Origin of the sequence: Paraburkholderia sp. Clong3, assembly GCF_050436485.1 — a bacterium.
In the GTDB taxonomy this organism is placed as follows: Bacteria; Pseudomonadota; Gammaproteobacteria; order Burkholderiales; family Burkholderiaceae; genus Paraburkholderia; species Paraburkholderia tuberum.
Map to the genome: position 1 here is coordinate 721,478 of NZ_JBNDMH010000003.1, position 25,559 is coordinate 747,036.

Below are 25,559 nucleotides of genomic sequence, written 5' to 3' on the forward strand. Positions count from 1 at the left end.
CTGTTACAGCAATTGCAGATCGCAACAAGCCTTTCCGGCTTCTGTTTCATTTGTAAAAGGCTCCGCATTATCGGCCAATAGCACCCTACTTTGGGCCGCCGGCGAATGCCTCGATCCTTTGCGGACTATGCTTCAGCGCAACATCGAGAGAGAAATTGTCAATCGCGGATTACGTGAATGGCGGGCTTCGCATTTGCTGATTCGTGAGAAGAACAATCGGCAATGCCGCGGTGGATAAGCAATAGGTGTGTAGCCTTCCGTGGTTCGAGAGGTCCCGAACACGCTCCCCGACCTAACCCGACACAGCACGTCGCTTCGCCGTGCTGCCAGCCAATCGAGGGTCTATCCGGCCGGCGGCATAAATAGCGACGTGGCGACGCAAAGCGATCGCCGATCGTTTTGTTTCATCAACCTGCAAGGATCAGACCGGTGGATTACTATCCGCAAAACTCGCTCTATCCCGCTGTTGATACCGAGCGTAGACAACTCAGTGCCCGCGCGATGCTCACGCTAATGCGCGACCACATCTGGGAGATCGTGGTGACGACCGTCGTCGTCCTCACGTTCGCGGTCGCGTATCTTCTGATTGCCACGCCTATCTATTCCGCTGACGTAATCATTCGCGTGGACCCACCCGAGCCAAATGCCCTCGGACTCGCGTTGCAGAACCAGGAACTGTTGCCGCCACCGACGCCGTCGTCGGTAACCGAAATGGCGGTCATGGAAAGCCGTGCAGTTTTGCAGCCGGTGATGGACCAGTTCCGTTTCGACATTTCGGTGAAGCCGCACAAGCTTCCGGTTCTCGGCGACATCGCCGAAAAATTCGCTACACCGGGACAGCCCGCGGCGCCGTGGCTCGGGCTGAAATCGTTTGCATGGGGCGGCGAGCGTGTGCAGATCGCCGCGCTCGACGTGCCGCGCGAACTCGAGGAAGAGAAGCTGACCTTGACCGCGCTCGACAATGGCGCGTTCGAATTGCACGGCCCGTCCGGCGAGTTGCTGGCGAGTGGCACGGTCGGCATGCCGCTCAAGCAGAACGGCGTGTCGATGCTCGTGAAGGAACTCGCTGCGCGGCCGGGCACGAAGTTCGAGGTGATCCGCTGGAATGAGCTCGATGCCATCAAGCGCTTCACCAGTCTCGTCAAGATTGGCGACAAGGTGAAAGACTCCGGGCTGATGCAAATCCAGTACCGCGACAAGAGTCCGGACAAAGCCGCGGCCGTCGCCAATGCATTGGGAGAGCAATACCTCGCATCCGCGGTGGCGAGCCGGCAAGCGAACGACACGCAGACGCTCGCGTTCATTAACGGCGAACTCCCGCGTCTACTCGGCGATCTGCGAAAAGCGGAGGAAGCGCTGAAGAACTTCCGTTCGAGCTCGCGATCGATGCAGCCGACCAACGAGGCGCAAGCCTATTTGCAGGGCGGCCTCGATCTCGACAAGCAGATCGCGGCGCTGCAATTGCAGCGCACGCAAATGCTCGAGCGCTATACGGAACAGAGCCGCTGGGTGCAGAACGTCGACGAGCAACTGGCGCAATTGAAAGATGCGAAAGCGAAATTCTCCGACCATTTCAACGGCATGCCCGCGTCGGAACGCGCGAGCGTCGATCTGATCCGCGCGCAGAAGGTCGCGGAAACGGTGTATCTCGGCATGGTGCAGAAGGCCGAGCAATTGCAGGTGCGCCGCGCCAGCACGACGGGCGGCGCGCATATTCTCGATCGCGCGATCAGACCGCATATGCCGGTCATGCCACAGCCGATTCTCGTGCTCGGCGGCGGATTGGTGCTCGGTATCGTGTCCGGCGTCGTGTTGGTCTTCATGCGCCGCCACGTGATGATCGGCGTGACCGACCCGCGCTACGTCGAGCGCCAGATGAGCGTGCCGGTGTTTGGCGAGATTCTGTTCAGCCATCAGCAACTGCTGCTCGACCGCGATGCGACCGCGGGGCGCAAATCGCTGCCGGCAACAGCCGGGCGCGCCCATCCGCCGATGCAGAAGAGTCTGCACGAGATTCAGTTCGAGTCCGGCGTCCAGAACAGGATTCTCGCCGCGCGCTTTCCGCACGACACATCGGTCGAAGCGCTGCGCAGCGTACGGACCGCCGTCACGCGCGATCTCGCGCATGCACGCAACAACATCGTGATGATCATCGGGCCCACGCCATCGGCCGGCAAGAGCTTCGTCGCCGCGAATCTGGCGATCCTCCACGCTGAAATCGGCTCACGGGTGGTGCTGATCGATGCCGACATGCGACGCGGTCATCTCGCCTCGCTATTCAACGAGAGCAATCGTGGAGGCCTTTCCGAAGTACTGTCCGAACGCCTGCCGCTCCGCAATGCGCTGCGCTCGACCCGCATCGACGGATTGACGTTCCTGTCATGCGGCGTGCGCCCGGAGAACCCCGCCGCGCTGCTGATGAGGCCGCACCTGAAGGAAGTACTCGAGCGGCTGTCGAGCCAGTTCGATCTGGTGATCATCGATACGCCGCCTTTCCTCGCGGTCACCGACGCCTCGATCGTCGCGAACGAGGCGGGCGCATCTCTGCTCGTGCTGCGCTCGGGCATGCAAAGCGAGGAGGAGATCGCCGACACGATCAGAAAGGTGGAACGCGCGGAAGGGCGCATCGCGGGCGCGGTGTTCAACGGCATTCCGCTGCGTCGAAGCACGAAGAACTATGGCTACGAAACGAACTATGCCAGCGATTTCGGCGAAAGCGACGTCGGACAGCAAGCGCCGCGAGGCGCCTGAGCGTGTGGAGACCCCAACGCGGTAAAAGCGCGTTCGCGATGGCGTAAAACGGAGAACCAGATGGCCTTTGCAATCAACGGAAAGTTTACTTCTCAGTCCATCACGGGGGTTCAACGCGTTGCGTATGAGCTGACGCGGGCCATGCAGATGCGCGCCGCGCCCGGTGACGAACCGGAAGTGTTCGTGCCGCAAAACGCGGTCGAGCCGGGGGCGCTGCTCAAACCGCAACGGCGCTTTCCGTGGCTGCGCGGCACGCTGTGGGAGCAGATCACGCTGCCAATCGCCGCACGCGGCATCACGCTGCTGAGTCTGTGCAATACGAACCCGCTGTTCAAGCACAGTCAGGTCGTGATGGTTCACGACATGGCCGTCCTTGACATGCCGCAAGGCTTTTCGAGGAAATTCCGGCTCTGGTATCGCATCTGTTTCGCGCTCTTGCCGCGCACCCATCCGATCGTTCTGACGGTCTCGACGTTTTCGAAAATGCGTATCTGCCATCACCTGAAAATCGACGAATCGCGCGTGAAAGTGGTGGCGCCCGGCGCGGATCATTTCGACCGGATCGTTGCCGACCCATCGGTGCTGCAACGGCTCGAATTGAACAAGGACGCCTATTGCGTGATCGTCGGCAGTCTCGATCCGCGCAAGAATCTGCGCGGCGTGCTCGATGCGATCGTGCGGCTCGGGCATCTGCGCGACGTCAAATTCGTCATCGTGGGAAAACAGTATCCGCGCATCTTCAGCGGTGCTGGCGTCGAGCATCCTGTGCATTCGCGGCAGGTCGTGTGGGCAGGTTTCGTGTCGGACGCGGAGCTGAAGGCACTGTACGAGAGCGCTGGCTGCCTCGTGTTTCCGTCGTTGTACGAAGGTTTCGGCCTGCCGCCTCTGGAAGCGATGTATTGCGGCTGTCCCGTGATCGCGTCGGCGCGCACGTCGATACCGGAAGCATGCGGCGATGCCGCAATGTACTGCGACGCGACCTCCGCGGACGACATCGCCGCCAAGATCGCGCAGATGATGAGCGACGCCGATCTTCGCCAACGTTATCGCAGCGCGGGGCTGCTGCATGCGCGCGAGTTTCGCTGGGAGCGCGCGGCGCAAACGGTGCTCGAAATCCTCGATGTCAAGACTGGCGAGCGGCTGCCCGAACTGACGCCGCGCGCGTCCGCGAGCTAGCGATGGGTGGGCACGAACATGGATCGCATGAAGACCCGTGCTGGCAGAAGACGTGCATTGCGCACACTCGCCGCGTTGGCGGCGGGTGCGGCCGGGCCGTTGTCGACTCTCCGGCCCGCTCTCGCAATGGTACCGGACCCGGCGCCCGCGAACGCGCGCGCCCGCATGATGACCGATCTGATCGGCACGAACGGCTGGGCCGGATCGGCCGCCGACATCGAGATGTGGCGAGCGATGGGCATTAGCTGGGGCCGTGACACGGTCGGCCCTGGTCAACCTGATCGGCCCGGCGAGGCGATGCGCATCGACAAAACGAGCTCGGCGTTCGATATCGATCTGCCGTCGGCACTGTTGCGAAACGAACGCGATGGAATCGGTTCGCTGTTGATGCTCGGCTATACGCCGAGATGGAATGCGACCGTGCCCGGCGACGGCAATTCGGCACCCGTCGACGTGGATGCGTGGAAGCAGTATGTCGACGCGGTGGTGCGCAAGTATTCGGCGCCGCCTTATAACCTGCGCTATTTCCAGGTCTGGAACGAGGCGGCCGGCAAGTTGTCCGGGGGCTTGCCTCAGTCCGTGTTCTGGCACGGCCCGGAGTTCAGCAAGGACGAAAAACGCTCGAAACCGTACGAACGCGCGATGCAGGATTACGTCGAGCGGATTCATATTCCGGCGGCCCGCATCATTCGCAGTTATCGCGCGTATGTGGTGTATGGCGGCTGGCCGGACCAGGGCGGCCTCGATAACTTTCACCGCTGGCTCGAATATCGCAGTCCGGTCTTGAAAGAGCGCATGCTCGATTGGGTCGACTACATCGACACGCACTACTTGCCGGTTGCCGATATGGAATCGCTGTACCAGCGATATGTGAAGAGCGGTCCCGCGCGCGGCATCTGGCAAACGGAGATCGGCAACGAGTACATGAAAGACCCGCACTATTTGCCGCGTTATTTCTTCGACTTCGCGGTGTGGGCGCTCGGCAGGAATTGGGACGACCCGAACAAGTACCTGTCGATGATCTATCACTGGGACGGCTATGAACCTTTTCGTCTCACGCATCCCGGTCCGCCTGAACGAACCTACAACGTTTCCGGTCGAAGCTTGGTCGTGTTGCATCAAACAGCGGGTGGGCATCTGGCGAATTTTTCGAAGCCGCTGCAATGCGGTCCGGGTGTTGCTGCCAATGCCTTGCTTTCCGGCAACGACCTCGTGATGCAGGTGAGCAGCAGCGCGGGCTGGCAGAACATTTCCATCGGCGGGCTGCAGCCGCTGCGCTCGCACGCGGTGCAGGTCGATTTCATCGATGCGCTGAGCGGCGAGGCGAGCGCACCGGACAAGGTTGCACTGAGTTGGGACAACGATTTGATGAACGTGCGATTCAAGGTACCCGACCAGGTGAACGGCGCTGGTAATAATCCGCCCAAACATCTGGCTTATCTCGTGGTGCGTCGTGTGACGCAGGCAGTGGCATAGCGATATTTCGCGAGCATGACGACCGCCGGGAGCCGGCGGATCGAACCTGACGGATAGCGTTGACACATCATGAAGCAGGTCACCATTGCGATTTGCAATTACAACTACGAGCACTATCTGGCCGCGGCGATCGACTCGGCGCTCGCGCAGGATTATCCGGCGACCACCGTCATGGTCGTCGACGATGGCTCGACCGACGGTTCGCGCGCGATCATCGAAAGCTATGGCGATCGCGTACTGACGTTGTGCAAGAAAAACGGCGGGCAAGTATCCGCCTACAACCATGCAATCGCGTCGCTCACCACGGAGTACGTGATCCTTCTCGATTCCGATGACGTGCTGTACCCATCCGCGGTTACCGAAGTCATGCGCTTTTTCGAGGGCGGCGAGTGGGCCAAGGTGCAATTCCGGCTCGACGTGATGGACAACGAAGGCGCATTGACGGGTGCCTACGTGCCGAATAGCGAGCCGCCACACGACTGCGGCAGGCTGCTGCGCGGCGGGTGGCTCTATCCGTCCCCGCCCGCGTCTGGCAATGCTTACCGGGTGAGCGCGCTCAAGCAGATCTTCCCGGTTCCCGAAGAGGGCGTGAATCGCTATGGCGCGGACTTTTATGCGATCTATGGCGTCGCGCTGGCCGGACCGATCGCTACCGTGTCGAAGTCGCTAGGCGGCTACCGGGTGCATAACGCGGGCAGTGATACGGTGTCGTTCGCGAACTCGGAACAACTGACGAAAGCACCGCGCGCGTTCAACATGCGCTGGGCCATTCTGCGCAATATCGCCAAAGATCGGCTCGACATAGAACTACCGGCAACATTTCTCGACTTCTCACACGAGAAAGCGACATTCTGCTCTTCCGTTTATCGCGCGACCCTGTTCCGGCGTTGGCATTGGATGATCCTCGATTCGCGTAACTATCTGCACACGATCATTGCAAATCCGTTCTGGAGCCTGAAGAAGAAGCTCGGCACGCTCGTACTGTCGAGCCTGTGTCTCGTGCCTTATTCGCCGCTGTCGGATTTCGCGGTGCGTTATATCGCGAACCCGCTCGCGCGCCGTCGCGTCGCAGGACGCTGAGGCGAAGGAGGACGGCATGGATAGACGAACGAGCGCCAACCTGATCGTATTTGTTTACGCCGGTTATTTCATGAGGTACGTGTACCTCCTGATCGTCGTGCCATTCTATGGCCGGGTGCTCGGCGTGGCCGAATACGGCCGGGTACTCGCGTCGATGTCGCTGATGAACGTGATATGGATGCTCGTCGGCTTCGGCTTTACCTTCGTCGGTATGCGCGAGGTGGCGAAAGCGCAGTCGACCCAGGAATGCAATGCGATCTATTCGCTGCATGTCAGCGCGCGGCTGACACTCGCCGTGATCGGCGCGGGCATCGGCATCATTGCGACGTTCTGTTCACCGTTGCTGTCGGAGCGGCCGCTGATCGGCCTGCTCGCGACTTTGCTAGGTATCGTGTCGGCATGCAATCTCGGCTGGCTGTTTCAGGGGCGGCAACACATTCGAACGCCGATCATGATCGAAGTGTTCGGCTTCGCGCTGAGTCTCGTGCTGGTGCTGACTCTCGTCAAAGGACCGAACGATGCCGTATGGGTGTTGGCGAGTCTGCTGATTGCGGGTATCGCGTCCTTGATCATTGCCTACGGTTTGACGACGTGGCAACTCGGCTGGCCGCGTCTGGCGTTTGCCGGCGTCCTGCCGCTCGTGCGCCGGTCGACGATGCTGTTCTGCTATTCGTCCGGCTCCGTCGTGCTGACGGCATCGTCGACGTATTTGCTGAGCTTGTTCTCGACGCCGGCGGAGGTCGGCTATTTCGGCGCGGCCGAGCGTTTCGCGACGATCGGACTCAGCCTGATGGCCCCCGCGGCGCAAGTCTTTATTCCGACGATAACCCGGCAACTCGCGCAGGGCGACAAGGCGGGCGCGCATGTCACGACGCGGCGCGGCGCCATCTTGCTGCTCGGCTATGGCGTGCTCGTGCTGTGCGGCGCGTTGACGCTGTCGCCTTTCGTGTTGCCGCTGATTCTCGGCGCCGCGTTCGAGCCGAGCGTGCACGTGTTGCAGGTGTTTGCATGGATGTTCCCGTTCGCGGCGTTCAACGAGTTCGTCGCGCTCTATGTATTCGTGCCACGCAGGAGAGACCGGGTGCTCGCGATGGCCGGCGTCGCCTCGGCGCTGGTCAATCTCGCAGCGGCGCTCGTTCTCGCACCGCGTTTCGGCGCGATTGGCATGGCCTCTGCTCGGGTGATCGGCGAAGCGGCGCTGTCGGTGACGCTGCTCAGCGTGTTGATTCGCCTCGAGCTGGTCGGGCTGTTGCCCGGCGCCGAGCGCGCGCTCGAGCGGGTGCGGGTGGTGTGCGGGCTTAGTACGCAGGCGGGCGGCGCAAAGGACGATTGAAGTGGCGCGTGGGTGTGTGGGAGTTTGGGTGGATTGTCACAGGAGGTCGAAGTGAAAGTCGCTATTGTTCACGATTGGCTCGTAGTGTCCGGCGGCGCCGAGAAAGTATTGAAGAACATCATCGAGTGCTTCCCGGATGCGGATGTCTTTTCGATTGTCGATTTTCTCGAAGACCGCGATTGCGTGAAGGGGAAGTCCGTCAACACGTCATTCATCCAGAAGATGCCGTTTGCGCGAAGACGATACCGCGCCTATCTACCGTTGATGCCGATTGCGATCGAGCAGGTGGATCTGTCAGGCTACGATCTCGTCATTTCGAGCTCGCACGCGGTCGCGAAAGGCGTGTTGACCGGGCCGAACCAGATGCATATCAGCTACATTCATTCGCCGATCCGCTATGCGTGGGATCTGCAACATCAGTACCTGCGTGAATCCCATCTCGACACAGGGCTGCGCTCCGCGTTGGCGCGCGTGCTGCTTCATTACATTCGAGGCTGGGATTCGCGCTCCGCGAACGGCGTCGATCATCTCGTCGCGAATTCTCAGTTCATTGCGCGGCGTATCAGAAAGGCCTATCAGCGCGAAGCGACCGTGATCTATCCGCCGGTCGATCTGGTGAACATGCCTATTGGTACGGAGAAAGAGGATTTCTACGTGACGGCGTCGCGGATGGTGCCTTATAAGCGTATCGATCTGATCGTTCAGGCCTTTTCGCAAACGCCTGAACGCAAGCTGGTCGTGATCGGCGACGGTCCCGAGATGAAGAAGATCAAAGCGGTGGCCGGCGACAACGTCCAGATTCTCGGGCATCAGCCGTCCGATGTGCTGGTCGATCATTTGCGGCGCGCGCGCGCGTTCGTGTTCGCGGCGGAAGAAGACTTCGGCATTTCGGTGGTCGAAGCGCAGGCATGCGGCACGCCGGTGATCGCCTTCGGCCGCGGTGGCGCGCTTGAATCGGTGGTGGGATTGCCGCTCGAGCGACCCACCGGGGTTTTCTTCGGTGAGCAAAGCACCGCGTCGTTGCTCGAAGCCGTTACCCGGTTCGAGAGCAACGCAGCCCTATTCGACGCACGCGTGTGCCGCAAGAATGCCGAGCGGTTTTCGTCGGAAAACTTCAAGAAGGCCCTGATGGGCTTCGTCGACGCGCGGCTCCCGTATGCGTGCGTCGAACAGTTTCTTCCCTATGCGCCGAGTCAGTCGCTGCCGGCCGAAGAACGTCATCTTGCCGACGTTACGCCCTGAGTCGGGCGCTGGGGCACGGGCTGTGCAGCTCGCGCGCCCACGTTGCCCGCCTTGCGCGCTCCGCGCGGGCCGGGGCTGAATGCGGTGGCCGCCAGCGGACGCGCGGCTAGCAGCAGCGAGATCACCAGAGAAAGAATCAATACATTCGACGGCGAAACGAGCCGATGCTCGGTTGCCGACATCACCAGCAGGCAAACCGACGAAATCTCGACGAAGCGGAACGCCGCGAACTGGCGGCCGCCCTCGACCAACGCGGCATACGCCGCCCCCTGCCTGCTCCACTCGATCAGTCTCCAGAAGAACGCGAGGATCAGCGTCAAGCCCACTACGCCGAGCTCGGCGAGGATATTCAGATACGAGTTGTGAGCGTGCGAGTCGCTGTGCTCGATCACTATGTCGGACGGCACCGCGAACAGATGGAAGTACGAGGTGAGGCTGCCGATGTGGTCGTCGAAGGAGCCGAAGCCGAGACCGACGAGCGGGCTTTGCACGAAATACGCGAGCGCTCGCGGCCACAACCACTCGTAGCGAATGTCGAGGTTGTTGACCTTGGCGTCATTGGCGTGAATCGCGAACGTATAGCCCATGTAGTCGACGTTCGGCTGGGTATGGTAGATCGCGACGGCGACCGAGGCTAGCAGCAGCACGGCTATCAGCGTGCCGAGAATCCAGCGCTTGCGGCCAAAGTACAGATAGGGCAGAACGGCCGCCGCGCCAAGCAGCGAGCCACGGCTGTAGGTCGAAAACAGCATCAGCACATTGCAGGCGAGCAGCGCGATCAGCAGCTTGCTGCGTTTTTGCAGGTAGCACGCTATGCCGAGACAGAACAGCATCGCCAGGAAGCCGCCGGCTGCGTTGCGCGCAATGAAGTAGCTGCCGAAACTGTCGGCCGGATTAACGAAGATGCTGAACAGCCCGTTCGTGGCGATGTAGTAGACGTACATCGGCAGATTGATGATGACCGCGAAAATGAACAGCGCACGCAGTACCTTGTGCAGATCCCAGCGGTGCGCATACACGAAACCGGCAAAAATGGGCGCATAGGAAATGAAAAAATTGCCGTCGCGCCGATAAAAGTCGAAGTCGAGGAACGACTGCGGATCATAGAGCAGCGTCGAGACGGTCGCGAGCACCGTGAAAGCGGTAAGCGGCGCGATGAATGCGGGATAACTGCGGCCGTAAAAGCGCCATGCCAGCAATAGCAACGGGACAAAGCCGATCGCACTGATGGGCACGAAATTCGTGACCGTCAGGAAAAGTGCGAGCAGCGAAATATAGGCCATTGCAACTCCAGAAAAACGAATGGCGCGCCGGTTGGGGTTGTGCCCATGCGCTGGATGATGGCGAGATTGGAACAGCGGAAAACTCACAGTGTGGGCCGCGCGGGGATCACACCGCTGTTTATCTTTGACATGAATGCCACGGGACGTTCATCAAACGGTAGCACGTGTCGCTGCTTATTTCCAATCGCGCGCCCTGCAATAGAAGTGCAAGCTCGTTCGCAAGCTTGTTAAATCAAGTCCGCGAGCACCGCCAAAACTTCCGCGCTTCGCGCCAGATGGGCTGCGTCGCAATGCGGTCTAACTATGATGAATTCATCGGGGCACGATGTCGACTAGATCCGATGCAGGTCGTTTGCCGCATTCGATCTTTCGTTTCAATCGTTTTCCGGTCGTCGTTGTCGAGCAGACCATTGCGATTCGGCCAGTCAGTTTCCGTACTTCCCGATCGAGCCGGATTCGCTGTAGGCGCATGCATCTTTCACTGCGAACTGAACTACTGGTCTGGTCCGTTTGACGCGCACGCCCTGTCATGAATCACATCAGACGGTATTTGCGTGGATCGCGGCACACCGCGTTATGCGGTGTCCTCGAGGGAAACGCGTTCCCGAGCCGGTTTCAATGCGAAGGAGTGAGCGATGGGCAAGGTTACCGCGGCAGCAGCCGCAGCGGATGTCGAAACGATACGACAGGATTCTGCCGAGGCGGAGTTTCCGACGCTGGTGCAGGTGATTCTCGCCGGTGGTTCCGGCACCCGGTTGTGGCCGGTGTCGCGCGAACAGTTTCCAAAACAACTGATCGACGTGATCGGCAATCAGACTTTGCTGCAGGCAACCATGGGGCGCATGGCGGGTTTTGATGGCGCATGGAACGTCGCGGCCGATCCCGTGATCGTCTGCGGAACCGAGCATTATTTCGCCACTTACGAACAGGCGCGCGAGATCGGCGTGAACGCGCGGATCGTGGTCGAACCCGCGCGTCGCGATACGGCGCCGGCATTGACGCTTGCCGCGTTGACGGCATGCGCGGAAGACGAAGACGCCATTCTGGTCGCCATGCCCGCCGACCATGCGATCGCGAATCTCGGAGCGCTTCACCACGCGCTGGACATCGCCGCGAGGCATGCGCGCGACGGCGCGATCGTCACGCTAGGCGTACCGCCCGAACGGCCCGACACGGGCTTCGGTTATATCCGGCTCGGCGACGCGTTGCCAGACGGCGCGCGCCGCATCGAGCGCTTCGTCGAGAAGCCCGCGACGGAACTCGCGGCCCAGTACGTCGCGTCGGGCAATTACTGGTGGAATAGCGGCATCTTCGTCGTGCGAGCGTCGGTTTGGCTCTCCATCATCGAGCAGTTTCAGCCGGACATGCACGCGGCCTGCGTTCAGGCATACCGCGACGCGAAGAAGACTGAAGAATGCATCATGCCGGACGCCGAGGGGTTTCTGGGTTCGCCGTCCGACTCGATCGACTATGCGGTGATGGAACAGCTTGGCAAACCGGAGTCGGCGTTTTCCGGCGTGGTGGTGCCGCTCGAAGCAGGCTGGTCCGATCTCGGCTCGTGGGATGCCGTATGGCAAGCGATGGAGAAGGACGACTGCGGTAACGCGGCCAGCGGCCGCGTGGTGTTCGAAGGGGCCACCGCGACCTACGCACGCTCGCAAGGAGGCAGGCTTCTCGCCTGCGTCGGCACCAGCAACATGATCGTGATCGAAACCGACGACGCGGTGCTCGTCGCGGATCGCTCGCATGTGCAGGACATCAAGGGACTCGTGTCGCGGATCAGGGCCGAGAAGTCGCCGGAGGCCGATGCGCACAGAAAAGTGCGCCGCCCGTGGGGCTTTTACGACTCGATCGATCATGGCGAGCGCTTTCAGGTGAAGCGCATCGTCGTGATGCCCGGCGGCCGTCTGTCGTTGCAGATGCATCATCATCGCGCCGAGCATTGGGTCGTGGTGTGTGGAACCGCACACGTCACGCGTGGGGAAGAGCAGTTTCTTCTTGGCGAAAACGAATCGACCTATATCCCGTTGGGTGTTCGCCATCGGCTCGAAAATCCGGGCCGCGTGCCGCTGCAGATCATCGAGGTGCAGTCGGGTACTTATCTCGGCGAAGACGACATCGTTCGTTTCGACGACAAGTACGGGCGTTGCGGCTGATGCGACGGAGTCGACCTGCTACGTCCTATGAGGGGGCTGTGATGCGATTGCTGACTGGTCTACTGGCGAGAGCGTTCGACGTCGCGATGATCGTGGCTGGGGCATTTGCGGCCTCCCAGATCCGCTTCGACGGCGGCTCGCAGCGGAGCTTTTATTTCGCCTTCGTCGCTTTTGCCGCGGCGTTCGCTCTCGCGGTCTTTCCGGCGCTCGGCGTCTACGAATCGTGGCGTGGCCGCTCGAAGAGAGTGCTGGCGAGCCAGGTGGCGCTCGGCTGGCTCGTCGTGCAGGCCTGCGCGATGGTGCTGATGTTCTCGCTGCATCGGATCGATTTCGTGTCGCGACTCTGGTTCGTGTACTGGACCGGCATTTCGGGCGCGGCAATGATGGCCGGCCGGCTGGTCACGCATGCGTTGCTTGGGCGCATGCGTCATGCGGGGATGAACTTGCAGCAGGTCGCGGTGGCGGCGTGCGGCGAACATTGCGACGAGATCATCCATAAGATCGAGGCGTCGCCCGCGGCCGGCTTTCGCGCGAATGCGCTGTATAACCTGCACCCCGGCTGCTGCATTGCGCCGCGCTCGTCGGTGCAGGTCTTCGAAGAACAGGGTGCGTTCGCTCGCTACGTGCGCGAACAGCAGATCGGCGAAGTGTGGCTGGCGCTGCCGCTCACCGAGGAGCGCGCGATTCTCAAGCTGGTGGCGGAGTTTCGCAACGACCTGATCAATGTGCGCTTCATGCCCGACGTGCGCTCGCTTGCGCTGTTCGAAGGCAGCATGACCGAGTTGCTCGGCTTGCCGACGATCAATCTTGCCGCGTCGCCGCTGCCGCCGAAGGCGTTGGTGCAAAAAGACCTGTTCGATCGTCTATTCGCGCTCGTCGCGTTGATCGCGATCTCGCCGATTCTGCTGAGCTGCGCGATCGCCGTCAAACTGAGTTCGCGCGGGCCGGTGTTCTTCACGCAGCGTCGCAAAGGCGCCGACGGCCGCGTGTTTACGATCTACAAGTTCCGCACGATGCGCCTGCACGAGCAGAAGCCGGGCATTCTCGAACAGGCCACGCGCGACGATCCACGCATCACGGCCGTCGGCGCGTTCCTGCGCCGCACGAGTCTCGACGAACTACCGCAGTTCTTCAACGTGCTGCGCGGCGATATGTCGGTGGTGGGGCCGCGCCCGCATGCGCTCGAACACGACGATCTCTATCAGAACATCGTATCGGGCTATATTCACCGTTATCGGATCAAACCCGGCATTACCGGCTGGGCGCAGATCAACGGCTATCGCGGCGAAACCGATCGCCTGGAAAAGATGGAGGGCCGCGTCGCACACGATCTGTACTACCTGCGCAACTGGTCGTTCTGGCTCGACATGAAGATCATTCTGGCCACGATTTTCAAGGGGCTTCATCATCCAAACGCGTACTGAGCATGATGCTATCCGGGGTTGAAAACATAGTAAGACGATCTGCGAAGCGGGTCTCGCTTTATCGCTTTCACCACGATCACGAATTGCAGGCGAGAAAAATATTGGAGCGACTCGAAAGCAGGTATGGCAAGACCGATCCGAACAAACTGCGGCTCGCGGACACCTATGCGCGAGACGTGTTCGGCGACCCGGTCTACGCACCCTGGCTGCGCGTTTATACCGCGTTTTGCGGCACCTTCAAGGAAGGCTGGATTCCGGACAACTACTACGGCATCGTCGTCGTGCCGCAAATGCAAGGCTGGTACGGCAAGATTTCGAGCCTCAAGCCGATTTCACGGCTGATCTTCGACGGCGACGAATTGCCGGACGTCGCGTACTTTGCCAATGGGCTGTTCTTTACCGACAAAGGCGTCGTGGTGCCCGAGCGCGATCTGACAGATGTCGTGTTCGAGCATACCGAACGCGTCGTATTCAAGCTCGACGGTTCCGGACAGGGCAACGGTGTCTACTTCTTCGACCGTGCCAACTTCGACCCCGCGATCATCAGGTCGCTCGGCAATGGCGTGATTCAGACGTTCATCAACCAGCACAGTCTGTTCGCTACGTTTGCTGCGAAGCCGGTGGCGACATTGCGCTTCACGACCGTGGTGGACGAGGCCGGTCGCATTTCCATTCGGGCCTGCTACTTGCGACTCGGCAGAGCGGACGATACGCATGTGCTGAGCGATCGCGAGATATGCGTGCCGGTCGAACTCGAAACGGGCGAACTGTGCGACGAGGGGTATATGAGCGACTGGGCCGCGGTGGACGCGCATCCAGACTCAGGCGCGCGCTTTGCGGGCCTGAAGATCCCATGTTTCGAGAAATGCGTGGCCACCGTGCTACGCCTGCACAGGAAGATTCCGTTTGCGCGCTGCATCGGCTGGGATCTCACGGTCGACGCGAACGGCCAGGTCAAGGTGATGGAGTGGAACGGCAAGCACAACGATGTCAAATTCAGCGAGGCGACGCAAGGCCCGTGCTTCGCGGATCTGAACTGGGAACGGCTCAGGGCCGAACCTGAGTTTGCACGGCTGTCACTGGGCTGATCGGGCAGGCCAAAAAAACGTAGTAGGAGACGCGACGTGAGCGAACAGTTATGGTGCGTCCATATCGAAGGACTGAACGACTTCATTGCCGTGGATTCGGAGGAATCGGCGCGGTACGAGGCGTCGCAGATCAATGCGTATATCGATCGCGCCGACAGAAGCTCGCGCGCCGCCCGCTTGCGCGCGGTGGTGGTCGAATGGCCGTATGGCGCCGACGCTCACGCAAGAGCGCTCGATGACGACTGGCACGATCTGCAACGTATGCCGCACAGACAGCAGGCCGTCGCGCGGTCCGGCGGCGCGTTGTCGAATCTGGCGCGACGCGTTAGAGAACTGCTGAGCGTCGCGCGCACGGGGAAGGACGATGCGTGAAGCGCGGCTATGGCAAACCGCGTTATGCGGGCAGTGGCACGTCCTCGATCAGATCAGCATTTACCGCGCGAATCCTGCGATCGACAAAATAACCGCCGCCTTCGACATGGCGCATGTACAGTCGCCCGCAGATCGAGCACTGCCATACGCCGCAGCGGTTGTACGGGAAATAGCGCGGCGCGACCGGCGCATCGGCCGACCAGTAGCTCGTCTTATCTGGCAGATATTCGCTGAAGGTCGGCTCGGGATCATCCTCCGGCACCAGTGTGCCGGTCTTCTCGAACAGCGTTTCGTCGAGCGACAGCGGTTGCGATTGCCAGCCGTCGAGGGGAGTGCCCGTGCATTCGCAAGGCGCGGCGGCGCGTTGTTGCACCGGGCGCCGCTGCGCCGCCGCGCCGCCGCGCGCGCGAGATCGAGAAGGCTTGCAGCGTTCAGGTAGTGCGCCATGTGGCTGGTGGCAAGGCGCTCATAAGCTGTTCATCATCCGGGTCGCGCTGCACGTTGACCCAGTCGCGCTCGAACGTGCTGCTGGCAATCGACGCGAGTGGGGAGGCGTTCGGGCCTGCCGGTTTGGTGTTGCGCCGGTCTGCTAACCCTGTCATGTGCCCGCTCACCCGCTTTCCTATGTGTGACCGGGCCATCCTCAACCATCACCCGGACCGCGTATGACCAAAGCTACCAGGCAACAGCCTTCTTCCCGCCCCCCCCGTAGATGCGCTTCAGTATGAACGTCTCGCGCTGGCTGCCTTCCATCTTTGCGAACGGCAGGGACAGCAACTTCAACATCTGATTACGCTTGCGACTTCATTGGTCAGGAATCCTTCTGTAACGCCTGAGGAAAGACACGATCAGCGGAATCTGCTTGAGGTCATGATCCATATCGGCGAGGACTACAGGCGCATGAACAATTGCGATCATGAACTGTTCACGGTTCTGGCGCTCGACGCCAAGGGTATTCCGAACCGTCGTCTTACTCCCCGCGATGCGGCGGACCTGCTGGCCGATGCGGCGCAAAGCGTTCAGGACAGACTTGCGACTCCTGGCACGACCACGACGAAGCACTAACTGGCTCTGTCAGCAACCCAATGAAGGCGGCTTGATGCCGCCTTTTTCAATTGCACGGCGAGAAGCACACGCTTCTTCGTTCTACATAATTCATTCGCCTGTATTGGCGTTGCGTGTCTATCAGATGCGTCCTGTTTTCAATTTCCGTTGTTGCTTCGCACCGAGTTGACAATTTTTAACTCACCAGAACGGCGCCTTGAGATATTTTCGGGGAGTTAATAAAAATACGCTACACAGAATGAATAAGAACATGTTCAGGCTGGTTTTCAGCCAATGTAGAGGTATGCTGGTCGCGGTTGAGGAAACGGCGAGCGGCGCACGCAAGACCGATCAGGAAGAAGTAGCAGGCGCGGCACATATCGCTCAATCGAGCGGGCGGCTTGTTTTCCGGTTCGCGCTGCACCCTGTGGCATTTGCCGTGCTGGTGGGGCTGGGCGGCGCGTTGTTTGCCCCGATGCTCGCCCATGCGCAGATTGTGCCGGGTGGTACCCATGCGCCGTCCGTGATCCAGACACAGAATGGTCTGCCACAGGTTGACATTAACCGTCCGTCTTCGGCTGGTGTATCCGTAAATACATACGGACAGTTCGACGTACAGAAAAACGGCGCAATTCTCAATAATTCGCCCGTTATCACCGGCACGCAGCAGGCCGGGCAGATCAATGGCAACCCGAACTTCGGGGCGAACCAGGCCGCGCGCATCATCCTGAATCAGGTCAACAGCAGCGCGGCGAGTCAGATCAACGGCCATCTCGAAGTTGCAGGGCAACGCGCAGAGGTGGTGATCGCTAACGGCTCCGGCATTTCGGTGAATGGCGGCGGCTTTCTGAATACCTCGCGTGCCATTCTGACGACCGGTACGCCGAACTTCGCACCCGATGGTTCGCTCACCGGTTTTAGTGTAAGGGGCGGCAACATCACCGTGCAAGGCGCGGGACTCGACGGTTCGACTGTGGACCAGGTTGACCTCCTGGCCCGCGCGGTGCAGGTCAATGCGGAGGTGTACGCCGGAAAGAGCCTGAATGTTATCACGGGCGCAAACCAGATCGGTCACGACTCACTTGCGTTCACGCCGATCGCAGGCGACGGACCCGCACCAGCCGTCTCGATTGATGTGAGCCAGCTGGGAGGGATGTACAGCGGGCGGATTTTTCTGGCGAGCAACGAGTATGGCGTAGGTGTTTCGAACCAGGGCGTGATCGCCGCGCAGGCGGGCGACCTGACGCTGCAATCGAACGGTCTGTTAGCTCTCACCGGCAAGACGAGCGCAAGCGGCAATCTTGCCGCAACCGGCGGCGATATCCAGAACAGTGGCACGACTTACGCGCAGCAAAGCGCGACGCTCTCGGCCAGCGGTACGGTCACGAACAGCGGCATGGTTGCCGCGCAGCAGAATACTTCCCTGAGCGCTGGCTCGGTGACTTCGACTGGCACGCTCGCGGCGGGCGTGAACGGCGACGGCTCGCTCGCGCAGACCGGCGACCTGGACGTAACGGCATCCGGCCAGTTGAACGCCAATGGCCAGAATGTCGCAGGTGGTAGTGCGTCGCTCTCAGGCAGCGGCGTGAATCTCGCTGGCAGTCGCACGTCGGCGAACGGCGCGCTTTCACTCGCTGCGAACAGCGGTGACCTGAACCTGTCGGGCGCAACCGCGACGGCGGGCGGAGCGCTTGACGCGCGTGCGGCCGGTACGCTCACGAACGACAACGGCGCAATGTCGTCGGGTGGTGCGCAAACCATCACTGCGGGCGCACTCTCGAACCACAATGGCCAGATCGTTTCGGGTGGCACGCTGACCGAGTCCGTTACGGGCGCAATCAATAACCAGGGCGGCGCGATGCAGGCCGCAGGCGCGCTTTCTTCGTCGAGTGGTTCGCTCGATAACTCGGGCGGAACCGTCGCGTCGCTAAACGCAGACGGCGTTTCCATCACGACGACCGGCCTGCTCAACAACGGCGCGGGCGGCGCTATCGGCGGCAACGGGAACGTCAGCATCCAGTCAGGACAGATCGCCAATGCAGGGTCTATCACTGCGGTCCAGAGCCTGATTGCGTCGGCCGTGCAGGCTCTGTTCAACAGCGGCACGTTCGCGACCAATGCGAACATGACGCTTTCGGCCGGCACGACGCTGACGAACACCGGGCAGTTTGGCGCGGCCCGCGCGCTCACACTTCTCGCCGCGACGTTCGACAACAGCGGCGGGACGACCAGCGCCGACCAGTTCACGCTGCACGCCGCTAACCTTGTGAACCACGGCGGCACGGTCACGCAGACCGGAACTGGCGCGACGACGCTCGACGTGACCGGCACGCTTGACAACTCGGCAGGCGGCACACTCCAGACCAACAGCACGGACCTGACTCTTGCACCAGCCGCGCTCGACAACGATGGCGGCACGATTACGCATGCCGGGACCGGCAAGCTGTCGATCAATTCGGGTAATGGTGCTGGCGAAGTATCCAACGTCGGCGGCAGGATTGCCACGAACGGCGAGGGCTCGATTCAGGGCGGCGCGCTCGATAACGCATCGGGTTCGGTGATCGCACAGAACGGCCTGACGGCAACAGTCGGCGGGGAACTGGACAACACGAACGGCAAGCTGCTGTCGAACACGGATACGAACATCACGAGCGGCACGCTCAACAATAACGGCGGCCAGATCGGTGCGGGTACGAAGGAAACCATCAGCACGGGCTCGCTGACCAATGACGGAGGCTCGATTGTCGCGCCCGACCTCACGCTGACGACGGGCACGACGCTCGACAATGGCGGCGGCGATATTGAGGGAAACCAGCTCGCACTGAAAGCGACGGACCTGCTGAACCACGGCGGCACGATCACGCAGTATGGCCCGTCGTCGATGGGCTTCAGCATCAGCGGCACGTTCGACAATTCAAACGGCGGCACGCTGCAAACGAACAGCGTAGACTTCACGCTCGCGCCCGGTGCGCTCGTCAACGACTACGGCACTATTCTCAATGCCGGTACGGGCACGCTGACAATCGCACCCGGTTATGGCGCAGGCGTTTTTTCGAACATCGGCGGCCAGATCATTGCGGCGGGGCAGATCGCAGTGCAGGCGGCAAGCCTGAACAATCTGTATGGCGTGCTCGCGGCACAAGGCAATATCGCTGCGAACATCGCGGGCGACCTGAACAACACGCAAGGCTCGGTTCGTTCTCTCTCGTCGCTGTCTCTCGCCAGCGGCGGCACGCTGATGAACACGAACGGACAGATCCAGTCCGGCACGGGCGCGACGGGTGACGCGAGCACGCTCGCCATTCAGGCGGCGTCGGTCAATAACGCGAACGGTCTCGTCAGCAATCTCGGCACGGGCGACATGACCGTGCAAGGCGGCAGTCAGACCGTCAACAGTGGCGGCGTGATGACGGGCAACGGTAACGTGGCCGTCGACACGTCATCGCTCTCCAATATGCAGGGCGGTCAACTGAGCGGCGCGAGCCTCGCGGTTCAGGCGGACATCGTGGACAACAGCGGCGGCCAGATCGGCAACCTTGCCGGTTCGAATGGCGATGTCGCAATCACGACGACCGGCGCGCTGACGAATGCGAACGGCCAGATTGGCGCGACGCATGACCTTGCCGTGAATGCCGCGACGCTGACGGGCGGCGGTGCCTACAGCGCGGCCAATGACGTTGCAGTGAGCGTTCAGGGCGATTTTGCGCCCACGCCAGATGTGCAGTTCAACGCCGGTCATGACCTGTCCTTTACCCTGCCGGGCACGTTCAGCAATGGCGCGCTGGTTGAGGCGGCGAACAACCTGAACATCAATGCCGCCGACGTCCAGAATAGCGGCGTCATGATGGCAGGCGGCACTCTCGCGACGCATTCGAACACGCTGGAGAACACAGGGACGATGGTCGGCGGCAGCGTCTCGCTCAACGCAACGCAATCGATTACGAACGTCGGGCCAACCGCGCTGATCGGCGCGACGGACAGTAACGGAACGCTCGAACTGCTGTCGAACGACATCGAGAACCGCGACGACACGACGACGACCGACACCCAGGCGACGACGGCGATTTACGGTCTTGGCAAGGTGGTACTGGCGGGCGGAAAGAATGCGGACGGCAGTTACACGAACGCTAGCCTGATCCGCAACCAGTCGGCGCTGATCGAGTCGGCCGGCGACATGGAACTGCACGCCGCTCAGGTGACGAACACGCGCACGACGATGACCACGACGGGCCTGAATCAACCGGTCGATCCGGCCCTGCTCGCGCAGCTCGGCATCAGCCTGTCGGGCTGCACGGCGGTCGACATGGCCGCCTGCTCCGGTCAGGACATAGGCTGGGGCATCTCCCAGCCGGATAACCCGGCATTCCTGACCATGATTGGCGGTGTGTACACGATCCCGCCGCACGGCGGTCAGTGGAATAGCGGCTACCAGTACACGACCTATACGGGCGAAGCACTCGCGAACCTGATTGCGGGCATCAGTCCGCAGGCGCAAATCATGGCGGGCGGCAATCTGGACGCGTCGAAGGTCGGCCTGTTCCAGAACTACTGGAGCGCGGTCGCGGCAGTGGGCAATATCGCCGCGCCTACCACGCTCGACCAGAATAGCTGGCAGGGGCAGAGCGCGCCCGAAGTGCAGGTCACGTACTCAGGCTACTACCACTACAACAACTACGACAACACCGAACACAACTGGACGCTACCGTTTGGCGATGCGCCGTTTGTTGGCTCACGGCCGGGCGGCTATACCCAGGCGGCACCGGCTGATATCCGCTCTTACGCGCTCCCGAGCTACGAGTCGAGCTTCGTCGCGGGCGGAACGCTTTCCGGCACGGGCGTGAACATCGATAACACGGTGGGCAACGCGGGCATTCCGTCGCTCGGTCTTGCCCCCGGTCAGTCGCTGGGCGGCGTCACTGTCGGCGGCGTGAGCGGCAACGCGAATGGCACGAAGGCCGGGGCTGCTTCGGTCAATGGCGGCGGCAGTATGGTCAATCCGGTCATTGCCAATGCGACTGCGCAGAACGTGCTGCAAAACCTCTCGATTCCCCAGGGCGGACTGTTCAGCCCCGCGACCGCACCGGGCGCAACCTACCTGATCGAGACCAACCCGGCGTTCACGAACCAGAAGACGTTCATATCGAGCGACTACTACCTGCAACAGCTTGGCCTGAATCCGCAGACGACGGAGAAGCGCCTGGGCGATGGATTCTACGAACAGCAACTGGTTCGGAACCAGATTACGTCGCTCACCGGCAAGGCGGTACTCGGTCCGTACACCGACCTTCAGTCGATGTATCAGGCGATGCTCGACGCGGGCGCGTCGTTGTCGAAGTCGCTCGATCTGCCGCTCGGCATGAGCCTGTCGGCTGAACAGGTGGCAGCGCTCACGAGCAACGTCATCATCATGCAGACCGAGACCGTCAACGGCCAACAGGTACTCGTGCCCGTCGTCTATCTCGCGAAGGCCAGCCAGCAGGACATGAACGGACCGCTAATCGCGGCGACCGACATCGATCTTCAGAACACGCAGACGTTCACGAATAGCGGCACGATGCAGGCAGGCAATACGCTTTCGATCCAGGGCCAGCAGATCGACAATGCGTTCGGCAAGCTGCAAAGCGGCGGCCTGATGTCGCTCGCGACCACCGGCAATGTTGACCTGACCTCGGTCACCGTGAACGCGGGCAGCCTCGCGCTGAACACGGGCGGCGACCTGTTGCTGAACACGGCGATCAAGACCGTTGATCAGGTTAGCGCGACGGGTGCGACGCGCACCACGACGACGCTCGGCCCTGTTGCGAACCTGAACGTGGCGGGCGATGCTGTGATCGTCACGGGCGGCAACGTCGAGCAGAACGCGGGCAACCTGAACGTGGGCGGCAACCTCGGTATGGCCGTGGGCGGGAACTACGATATTGGCTCGGTACAGACCGGCGAACACAAGATCGTCGAGCGCGCGAACGGGGTGTCGAATACCAACATCAACCAGACGACGGGTAGTTCGATTAACGTTGGCGGCGTTTCGCAGATTGGCGTCGGCGGCGATCTGACGGCGACGGGCGCGAACATCAATCTCGCGGGCGGCGGCACGCTTGCTGCGAATGGCAATGTGAACTTGCAGGCGGCAAAATCAACTTCAACAGTTGACAGCAACGGTTCCGGTAGCGATAGCCACGGTAGTTACTCGGAGTCGTCGCACCGCTCGGACGATACGCTCACGGCTACGACGCTCAATGCGGGCAATTCGCTGACCGTTGTATCAGGCAAGGATATCAATGTCAGGGGCAGCGCGATCAGTCTCGACCAGGGAACCGCGACGCTCGCCGCAGCCGGTAACGTCAACATCGGTGCGGCAACGGAAACGCACGTCGACAACGAACAGGAGCAGCACAGCCACAGCAATATCGTAAGCGGCAAGGAAGTGGCGAGTTCGAGCAACACCACCGCCACGCTCTCGCAGGGCAGCATGGTTTCCGCAGACGCCGTGACTATCGCCAGTGGCAACGACATCAACGTCAAGGGCAGCACGATTGTCGGGACGAACGATGTCGCGCTCAGTGCCGCGCATGACGTGAATATCACCACGTCACAGGACACCATGCAGTCGTCCAGCACCTATGAGGAGACGCGAACGGGTCTGGGAACAAGCGGGTTGAGCGTCACGGTCGGCACCAACAAACTCGCGATGACCGACGAGGCATCGAGTGTCACGAACAACGCGAGCACAATCGGCTCGCTGAACGGCGACCTGTCGATCAAGGCGGGCAACACCCTGCACGTCACGGGCAGCGATCTTGTCGCAGGTGGGAACCTCGCTGGAACGGCGGCCAACGTCATCATCGACGCGGCCACCGATGCCTCGCACCAGGCGCAGACGCAGAAGACGAGCAGCAGCGGCCTCACGATTGGTCTGGCGGGTTCGGTCGGCGATGCGATCAACAACGCGTATTCGGAAAGTCAGGCAGCGAAGAATTCGACCAGCACGGGCAACGAACGTGCGGCTGCGCTGCATAGCATTGCGGCGGCGGGCGATGCAGCGATAGCGGGGATGGGGGCGAAAACCCTGGCCGATGGTGGCAAGCCCGACATCGGCATCAAGGTCAGCATCGGGTCAAGCAAGAGCGAAAGCCAGTCGTCGGAAGATCAAACGATGCAACGCGGCTCCGGCGTGCAGGCAGGAGGCACGGCAGCGTTCGTCGCGACGAATGGCGATCTGACGATCGCCGGCTCAAACGTGAACGCCAATGATGTCGTTCTGGCGGCCAAGAATCAGGTGAACGTTATTAACACGACGGACACCGATTCGACCCGTAGCTCGAACAGTTCTAGCAGCGCAAGTGTTGGCGTTCAGTACACGCTGGGCGGCGGCTTTGGCGTCTCGGCGGCGATGTCGAACGCGCATGGCGACGCGAACAGCGACGCGTCAATCCAGAATGCTTCGCATGTGAACGGCGCGAACAGCGTCACGGTGATATCGGGCGGCGACACGAACATCATCGGCTCGCAGATCAACGGCAAGCAGATCGCGGCCGACGTGGGCGGCAACCTCAACATTGTCAGTGTGCAGGACGTGACGAACAGCGCCGCGCACCAGAGCAGCACAGGCGGCGGATTCACGATCAGCCAGGGCGGCGGCAGCGCGAGTTTCAGCGCGCAGAACGGCCATGCCGATTCGAACTACGCAGGCGTCAACGAACAGGCCGGGATCAATGCCGGCGACGGCGGGTTCAACGTCAACGTCAACGGCAACACGGATCTGACGGGCGGCGTGATATCGAGCACGGCAGACGCGTCGAAGAACAGCCTGACGACGGGCACGCTGACGTTCAGCGATATCCAGAACCAGTCGCACTACAGCGCGTCGAGCAACGGGATCAGCGCGGGTGTGGGTGTTGGCAATACCGGCAAGGCGACAGGGCCGGGATCGGTGAGTGGCGCACCTGGCGTTGTGCCGATGATCTCGCAGAACGAGAACGGTGACGACAGCGCCACCACACGTAGTGCGGTCGGCGCCGGTGCGATCAACATCACGAATCAGCCAGCTCAGGCGCAGGACGTGGCGAGCCTGAGCCGCGATACCACGGATACCAACGGTACGGTGTCGAACACGCCTGACGTGAACGCCCTGCTCTCGCAGCAGGCGGACACGATGGCGGCCGCGCAGGCGGCGGGCCAGGTGGTCGCGCAGGGGATTGGTGCGTATGCTGAGGCGAAACAGGAGGCAGCCGAAAAGGCTGGTGACACGGCCACGGCCGCAGCGTGGGCCGAAGGCGGTGACAACCGTGCACTGCTGCATCTGGCGGGTGGTGCGCTGATCGGCGGCCTCGGTGGGGGCAGCGCATTCGGGGCGATCGGTGGTGCGGCTGGTGCGGGCCTGTCTTCGAAGCTGGCGGGGCAGCTTGAGAGCCTGTCCAAGGGTGTCGCATCAGATACGGGCTCCGAACTGCTCGGCAACCTCGCTGCGAATGTGGCGGCGGGCGTAGGTGGCGCGCTTGTGGGCGGCACGGCGGGCGCGGCCACGGCGTCGAACGTCGAGTTGTACAACCAGATGCTTCACCAGAAAAAGAAGGACCTGGTATCACAGGTGTGCGGTGCGGGTGCGCAGTGCAGTGATGAGACGCTGAATGCTGTGATCCAGGCGCAGGGCGATCTTTACAATGCTGCCCAGAATAACGTGCGGGACACGGGCGTCGCTGCGGGTGTCGTTGTCGGCAGCGTTGCTGCCGGTGTTCTGGCTCCAGAAGCCTATGCCGCATATAAGGCTGCTCAGGCGGGGTATTCTCTTGCGACGGCCGCGTTGAGTGGTGCAGCGGTTTCCGGCGGTACCTACACTGCCGGAGTCGGAGCAGGTGCATTGGTGTCGGTGTTTAAAGGCGGCAGCTTTTATGACACGTTCAATCAGAATTTCTCTTCCGCCGGGCTTGCCACTGCTGCTGTATTTGGCGCATACAGCAACATGGCTGCGGTGTCGATGTTTGGGTGGGCGGGTATTCCCAATTCGATCAAGAACTGGGGGACGATTCCGGGTGCGGTGATCCGCGGGAACGCGCTCGCAATCGGACAGACGGCGGGCAGGGCCGCACAGGCGATTGCAAACTCGGGTGACGCTAAAAACTAGCACAGGGGCGGTT

At 61.5% G+C, this 25,559-nt stretch carries 14 protein-coding genes and 1 pseudogene; 12 read left to right on the forward strand and 3 right to left on the reverse strand.

The features are described from left to right. Positions 1–429: 429 nt before the first annotated feature. From OKW30_RS26750 to OKW30_RS26775, 6 genes are all read left to right on the forward strand, one after another. Positions 430–2,751: a polysaccharide biosynthesis tyrosine autokinase gene (locus tag OKW30_RS26750; protein ID WP_429348079.1), complete on the forward strand. Its 2,322-nt coding sequence runs from the start codon at positions 430–432 to the stop codon at positions 2,749–2,751. 60 nt (positions 2,752–2,811) lie between these two features. Next, on the forward strand, positions 2,812–3,927 hold the full coding sequence (locus OKW30_RS26755) for a glycosyltransferase family 4 protein (RefSeq protein ID WP_184064855.1): 1,116 nt from the start codon (positions 2,812–2,814) through the stop codon (positions 3,925–3,927). Between the two features lie 18 nt (positions 3,928–3,945). After that, positions 3,946–5,403 carry a hypothetical protein gene (locus tag OKW30_RS26760; protein ID WP_429348080.1) on the forward strand — a complete coding sequence of 486 codons (1,458 nt, stop codon included), beginning with the start codon at positions 3,946–3,948 and terminating at the stop codon, positions 5,401–5,403. Between the two features lie 69 nt (positions 5,404–5,472). Further along, the gene (locus tag OKW30_RS26765) at positions 5,473–6,483 is read left to right on the forward strand and encodes a glycosyltransferase family 2 protein (protein WP_184064861.1); all 1,011 of its coding nucleotides are present in this window, start codon (positions 5,473–5,475) and stop codon (positions 6,481–6,483) included. Between the two features lie 16 nt (positions 6,484–6,499). Further along, positions 6,500–7,816, forward strand: a complete 1,317-nt coding sequence (locus OKW30_RS26770) for a lipopolysaccharide biosynthesis protein (RefSeq protein WP_429348081.1) — start codon at positions 6,500–6,502, stop codon at positions 7,814–7,816. Between the two features lie 51 nt (positions 7,817–7,867). Next, a complete protein-coding gene (locus OKW30_RS26775; RefSeq protein WP_184064868.1) occupies positions 7,868–9,058 on the forward strand; it encodes a glycosyltransferase family 4 protein in 1,191 nt (396 codons plus the stop codon). On the opposite strand, the gene OKW30_RS26780 is transcribed toward OKW30_RS26775, so the two are convergent. After that, positions 9,034–10,341, reverse strand: a complete 1,308-nt coding sequence (locus OKW30_RS26780; protein ID WP_429348082.1) for an O-antigen ligase family protein — start codon at positions 10,339–10,341, stop codon at positions 9,034–9,036. The genes OKW30_RS26775 and OKW30_RS26780 overlap by 25 nt on opposite strands. 635 nt (positions 10,342–10,976) lie before the next feature. Here OKW30_RS26780 and OKW30_RS26785 point away from each other — a divergent pair. From OKW30_RS26785 to OKW30_RS26800, 4 genes are read left to right on the forward strand one after another with little or no spacing between them, the layout of a single operon-like run. Continuing rightward, a complete protein-coding gene (locus tag OKW30_RS26785; protein WP_187631398.1) occupies positions 10,977–12,497 on the forward strand; it encodes a mannose-1-phosphate guanylyltransferase/mannose-6-phosphate isomerase in 1,521 nt (506 codons plus the stop codon). 41 nt (positions 12,498–12,538) lie between these two features. After that, a complete protein-coding gene (locus OKW30_RS26790; protein ID WP_187631399.1) occupies positions 12,539–13,921 on the forward strand; it encodes an undecaprenyl-phosphate glucose phosphotransferase in 1,383 nt (460 codons plus the stop codon). Positions 13,922–13,923: 2 nt separating this feature from the next. Continuing rightward, entirely contained in the window at positions 13,924–15,009 is a 1,086-nt protein-coding gene (locus OKW30_RS26795; RefSeq protein WP_429348083.1) for a sugar-transfer associated ATP-grasp domain-containing protein, read from the forward strand. A gap of 36 nt (positions 15,010–15,045) precedes the next feature. Next, the gene (locus OKW30_RS26800; RefSeq protein WP_184064884.1) at positions 15,046–15,381 is read left to right on the forward strand and encodes a hypothetical protein; all 336 of its coding nucleotides are present in this window, start codon (positions 15,046–15,048) and stop codon (positions 15,379–15,381) included. 22 nt (positions 15,382–15,403) lie between these two features. Here the strand turns inward: OKW30_RS26800 and OKW30_RS26805 are convergent. Continuing rightward, positions 15,404–15,828: pseudogene (locus tag OKW30_RS26805) on the reverse strand (hypothetical protein). Continuing rightward, positions 15,813–15,983 carry a hypothetical protein gene (locus tag OKW30_RS26810; RefSeq protein ID WP_429348084.1) on the reverse strand — a complete coding sequence of 57 codons (171 nt, stop codon included), beginning with the start codon at positions 15,981–15,983 and terminating at the stop codon, positions 15,813–15,815. The pseudogene OKW30_RS26805 and the gene OKW30_RS26810 overlap by 16 nt, the downstream one beginning before the upstream one ends. A 268-nt stretch (positions 15,984–16,251) precedes the next feature. On the opposite strand from OKW30_RS26810, the gene OKW30_RS26815 reads away from it, so the two are divergent. Then, the gene (locus OKW30_RS26815) at positions 16,252–16,446 is read left to right on the forward strand and encodes a hypothetical protein (protein ID WP_187610435.1); all 195 of its coding nucleotides are present in this window, start codon (positions 16,252–16,254) and stop codon (positions 16,444–16,446) included. A gap of 238 nt (positions 16,447–16,684) precedes the next feature. After that, positions 16,685–25,546, forward strand: coding sequence for a hemagglutinin repeat-containing protein (locus OKW30_RS26820; RefSeq protein WP_429348085.1), 8,862 nt, complete (start codon positions 16,685–16,687; stop codon positions 25,544–25,546). Positions 25,547–25,559: the final 13 nt, after the last annotated feature.

What these genes read in the sequence shown, in the direction of transcription:
- OKW30_RS26755 (WP_184064855.1), top strand. Translation starts at nt 2,812, where the DNA reads ATGGCCTTTGCAATCAACGGAAAGTTTACTTCTCAGTCCATCACGGGG.
- OKW30_RS26760 (WP_429348080.1), top strand. Translation starts at nt 3,946, where the DNA reads ATGGATCGCATGAAGACCCGTGCTGGCAGAAGACGTGCATTGCGCACA.
- OKW30_RS26765 (WP_184064861.1), top strand. Translation starts at nt 5,473, where the DNA reads ATGAAGCAGGTCACCATTGCGATTTGCAATTACAACTACGAGCACTAT.
- OKW30_RS26770 (WP_429348081.1), top strand. Translation starts at nt 6,500, where the DNA reads ATGGATAGACGAACGAGCGCCAACCTGATCGTATTTGTTTACGCCGGT.
- OKW30_RS26780 (WP_429348082.1), bottom strand. Translation starts at nt 10,341, where the DNA reads ATGGCCTATATTTCGCTGCTCGCACTTTTCCTGACGGTCACGAATTTC.
- OKW30_RS26785 (WP_187631398.1), top strand. Translation starts at nt 10,977, where the DNA reads ATGGGCAAGGTTACCGCGGCAGCAGCCGCAGCGGATGTCGAAACGATA.
- OKW30_RS26790 (WP_187631399.1), top strand. Translation starts at nt 12,539, where the DNA reads ATGCGATTGCTGACTGGTCTACTGGCGAGAGCGTTCGACGTCGCGATG.
- OKW30_RS26795 (WP_429348083.1), top strand. Translation starts at nt 13,924, where the DNA reads ATGATGCTATCCGGGGTTGAAAACATAGTAAGACGATCTGCGAAGCGG.
- OKW30_RS26810 (WP_429348084.1), bottom strand. Translation starts at nt 15,983, where the DNA reads ATGACAGGGTTAGCAGACCGGCGCAACACCAAACCGGCAGGCCCGAAC.
- OKW30_RS26815 (WP_187610435.1), top strand. Translation starts at nt 16,252, where the DNA reads ATGATCCATATCGGCGAGGACTACAGGCGCATGAACAATTGCGATCAT.
- OKW30_RS26820 (WP_429348085.1), top strand. Translation starts at nt 16,685, where the DNA reads ATGAATAAGAACATGTTCAGGCTGGTTTTCAGCCAATGTAGAGGTATG.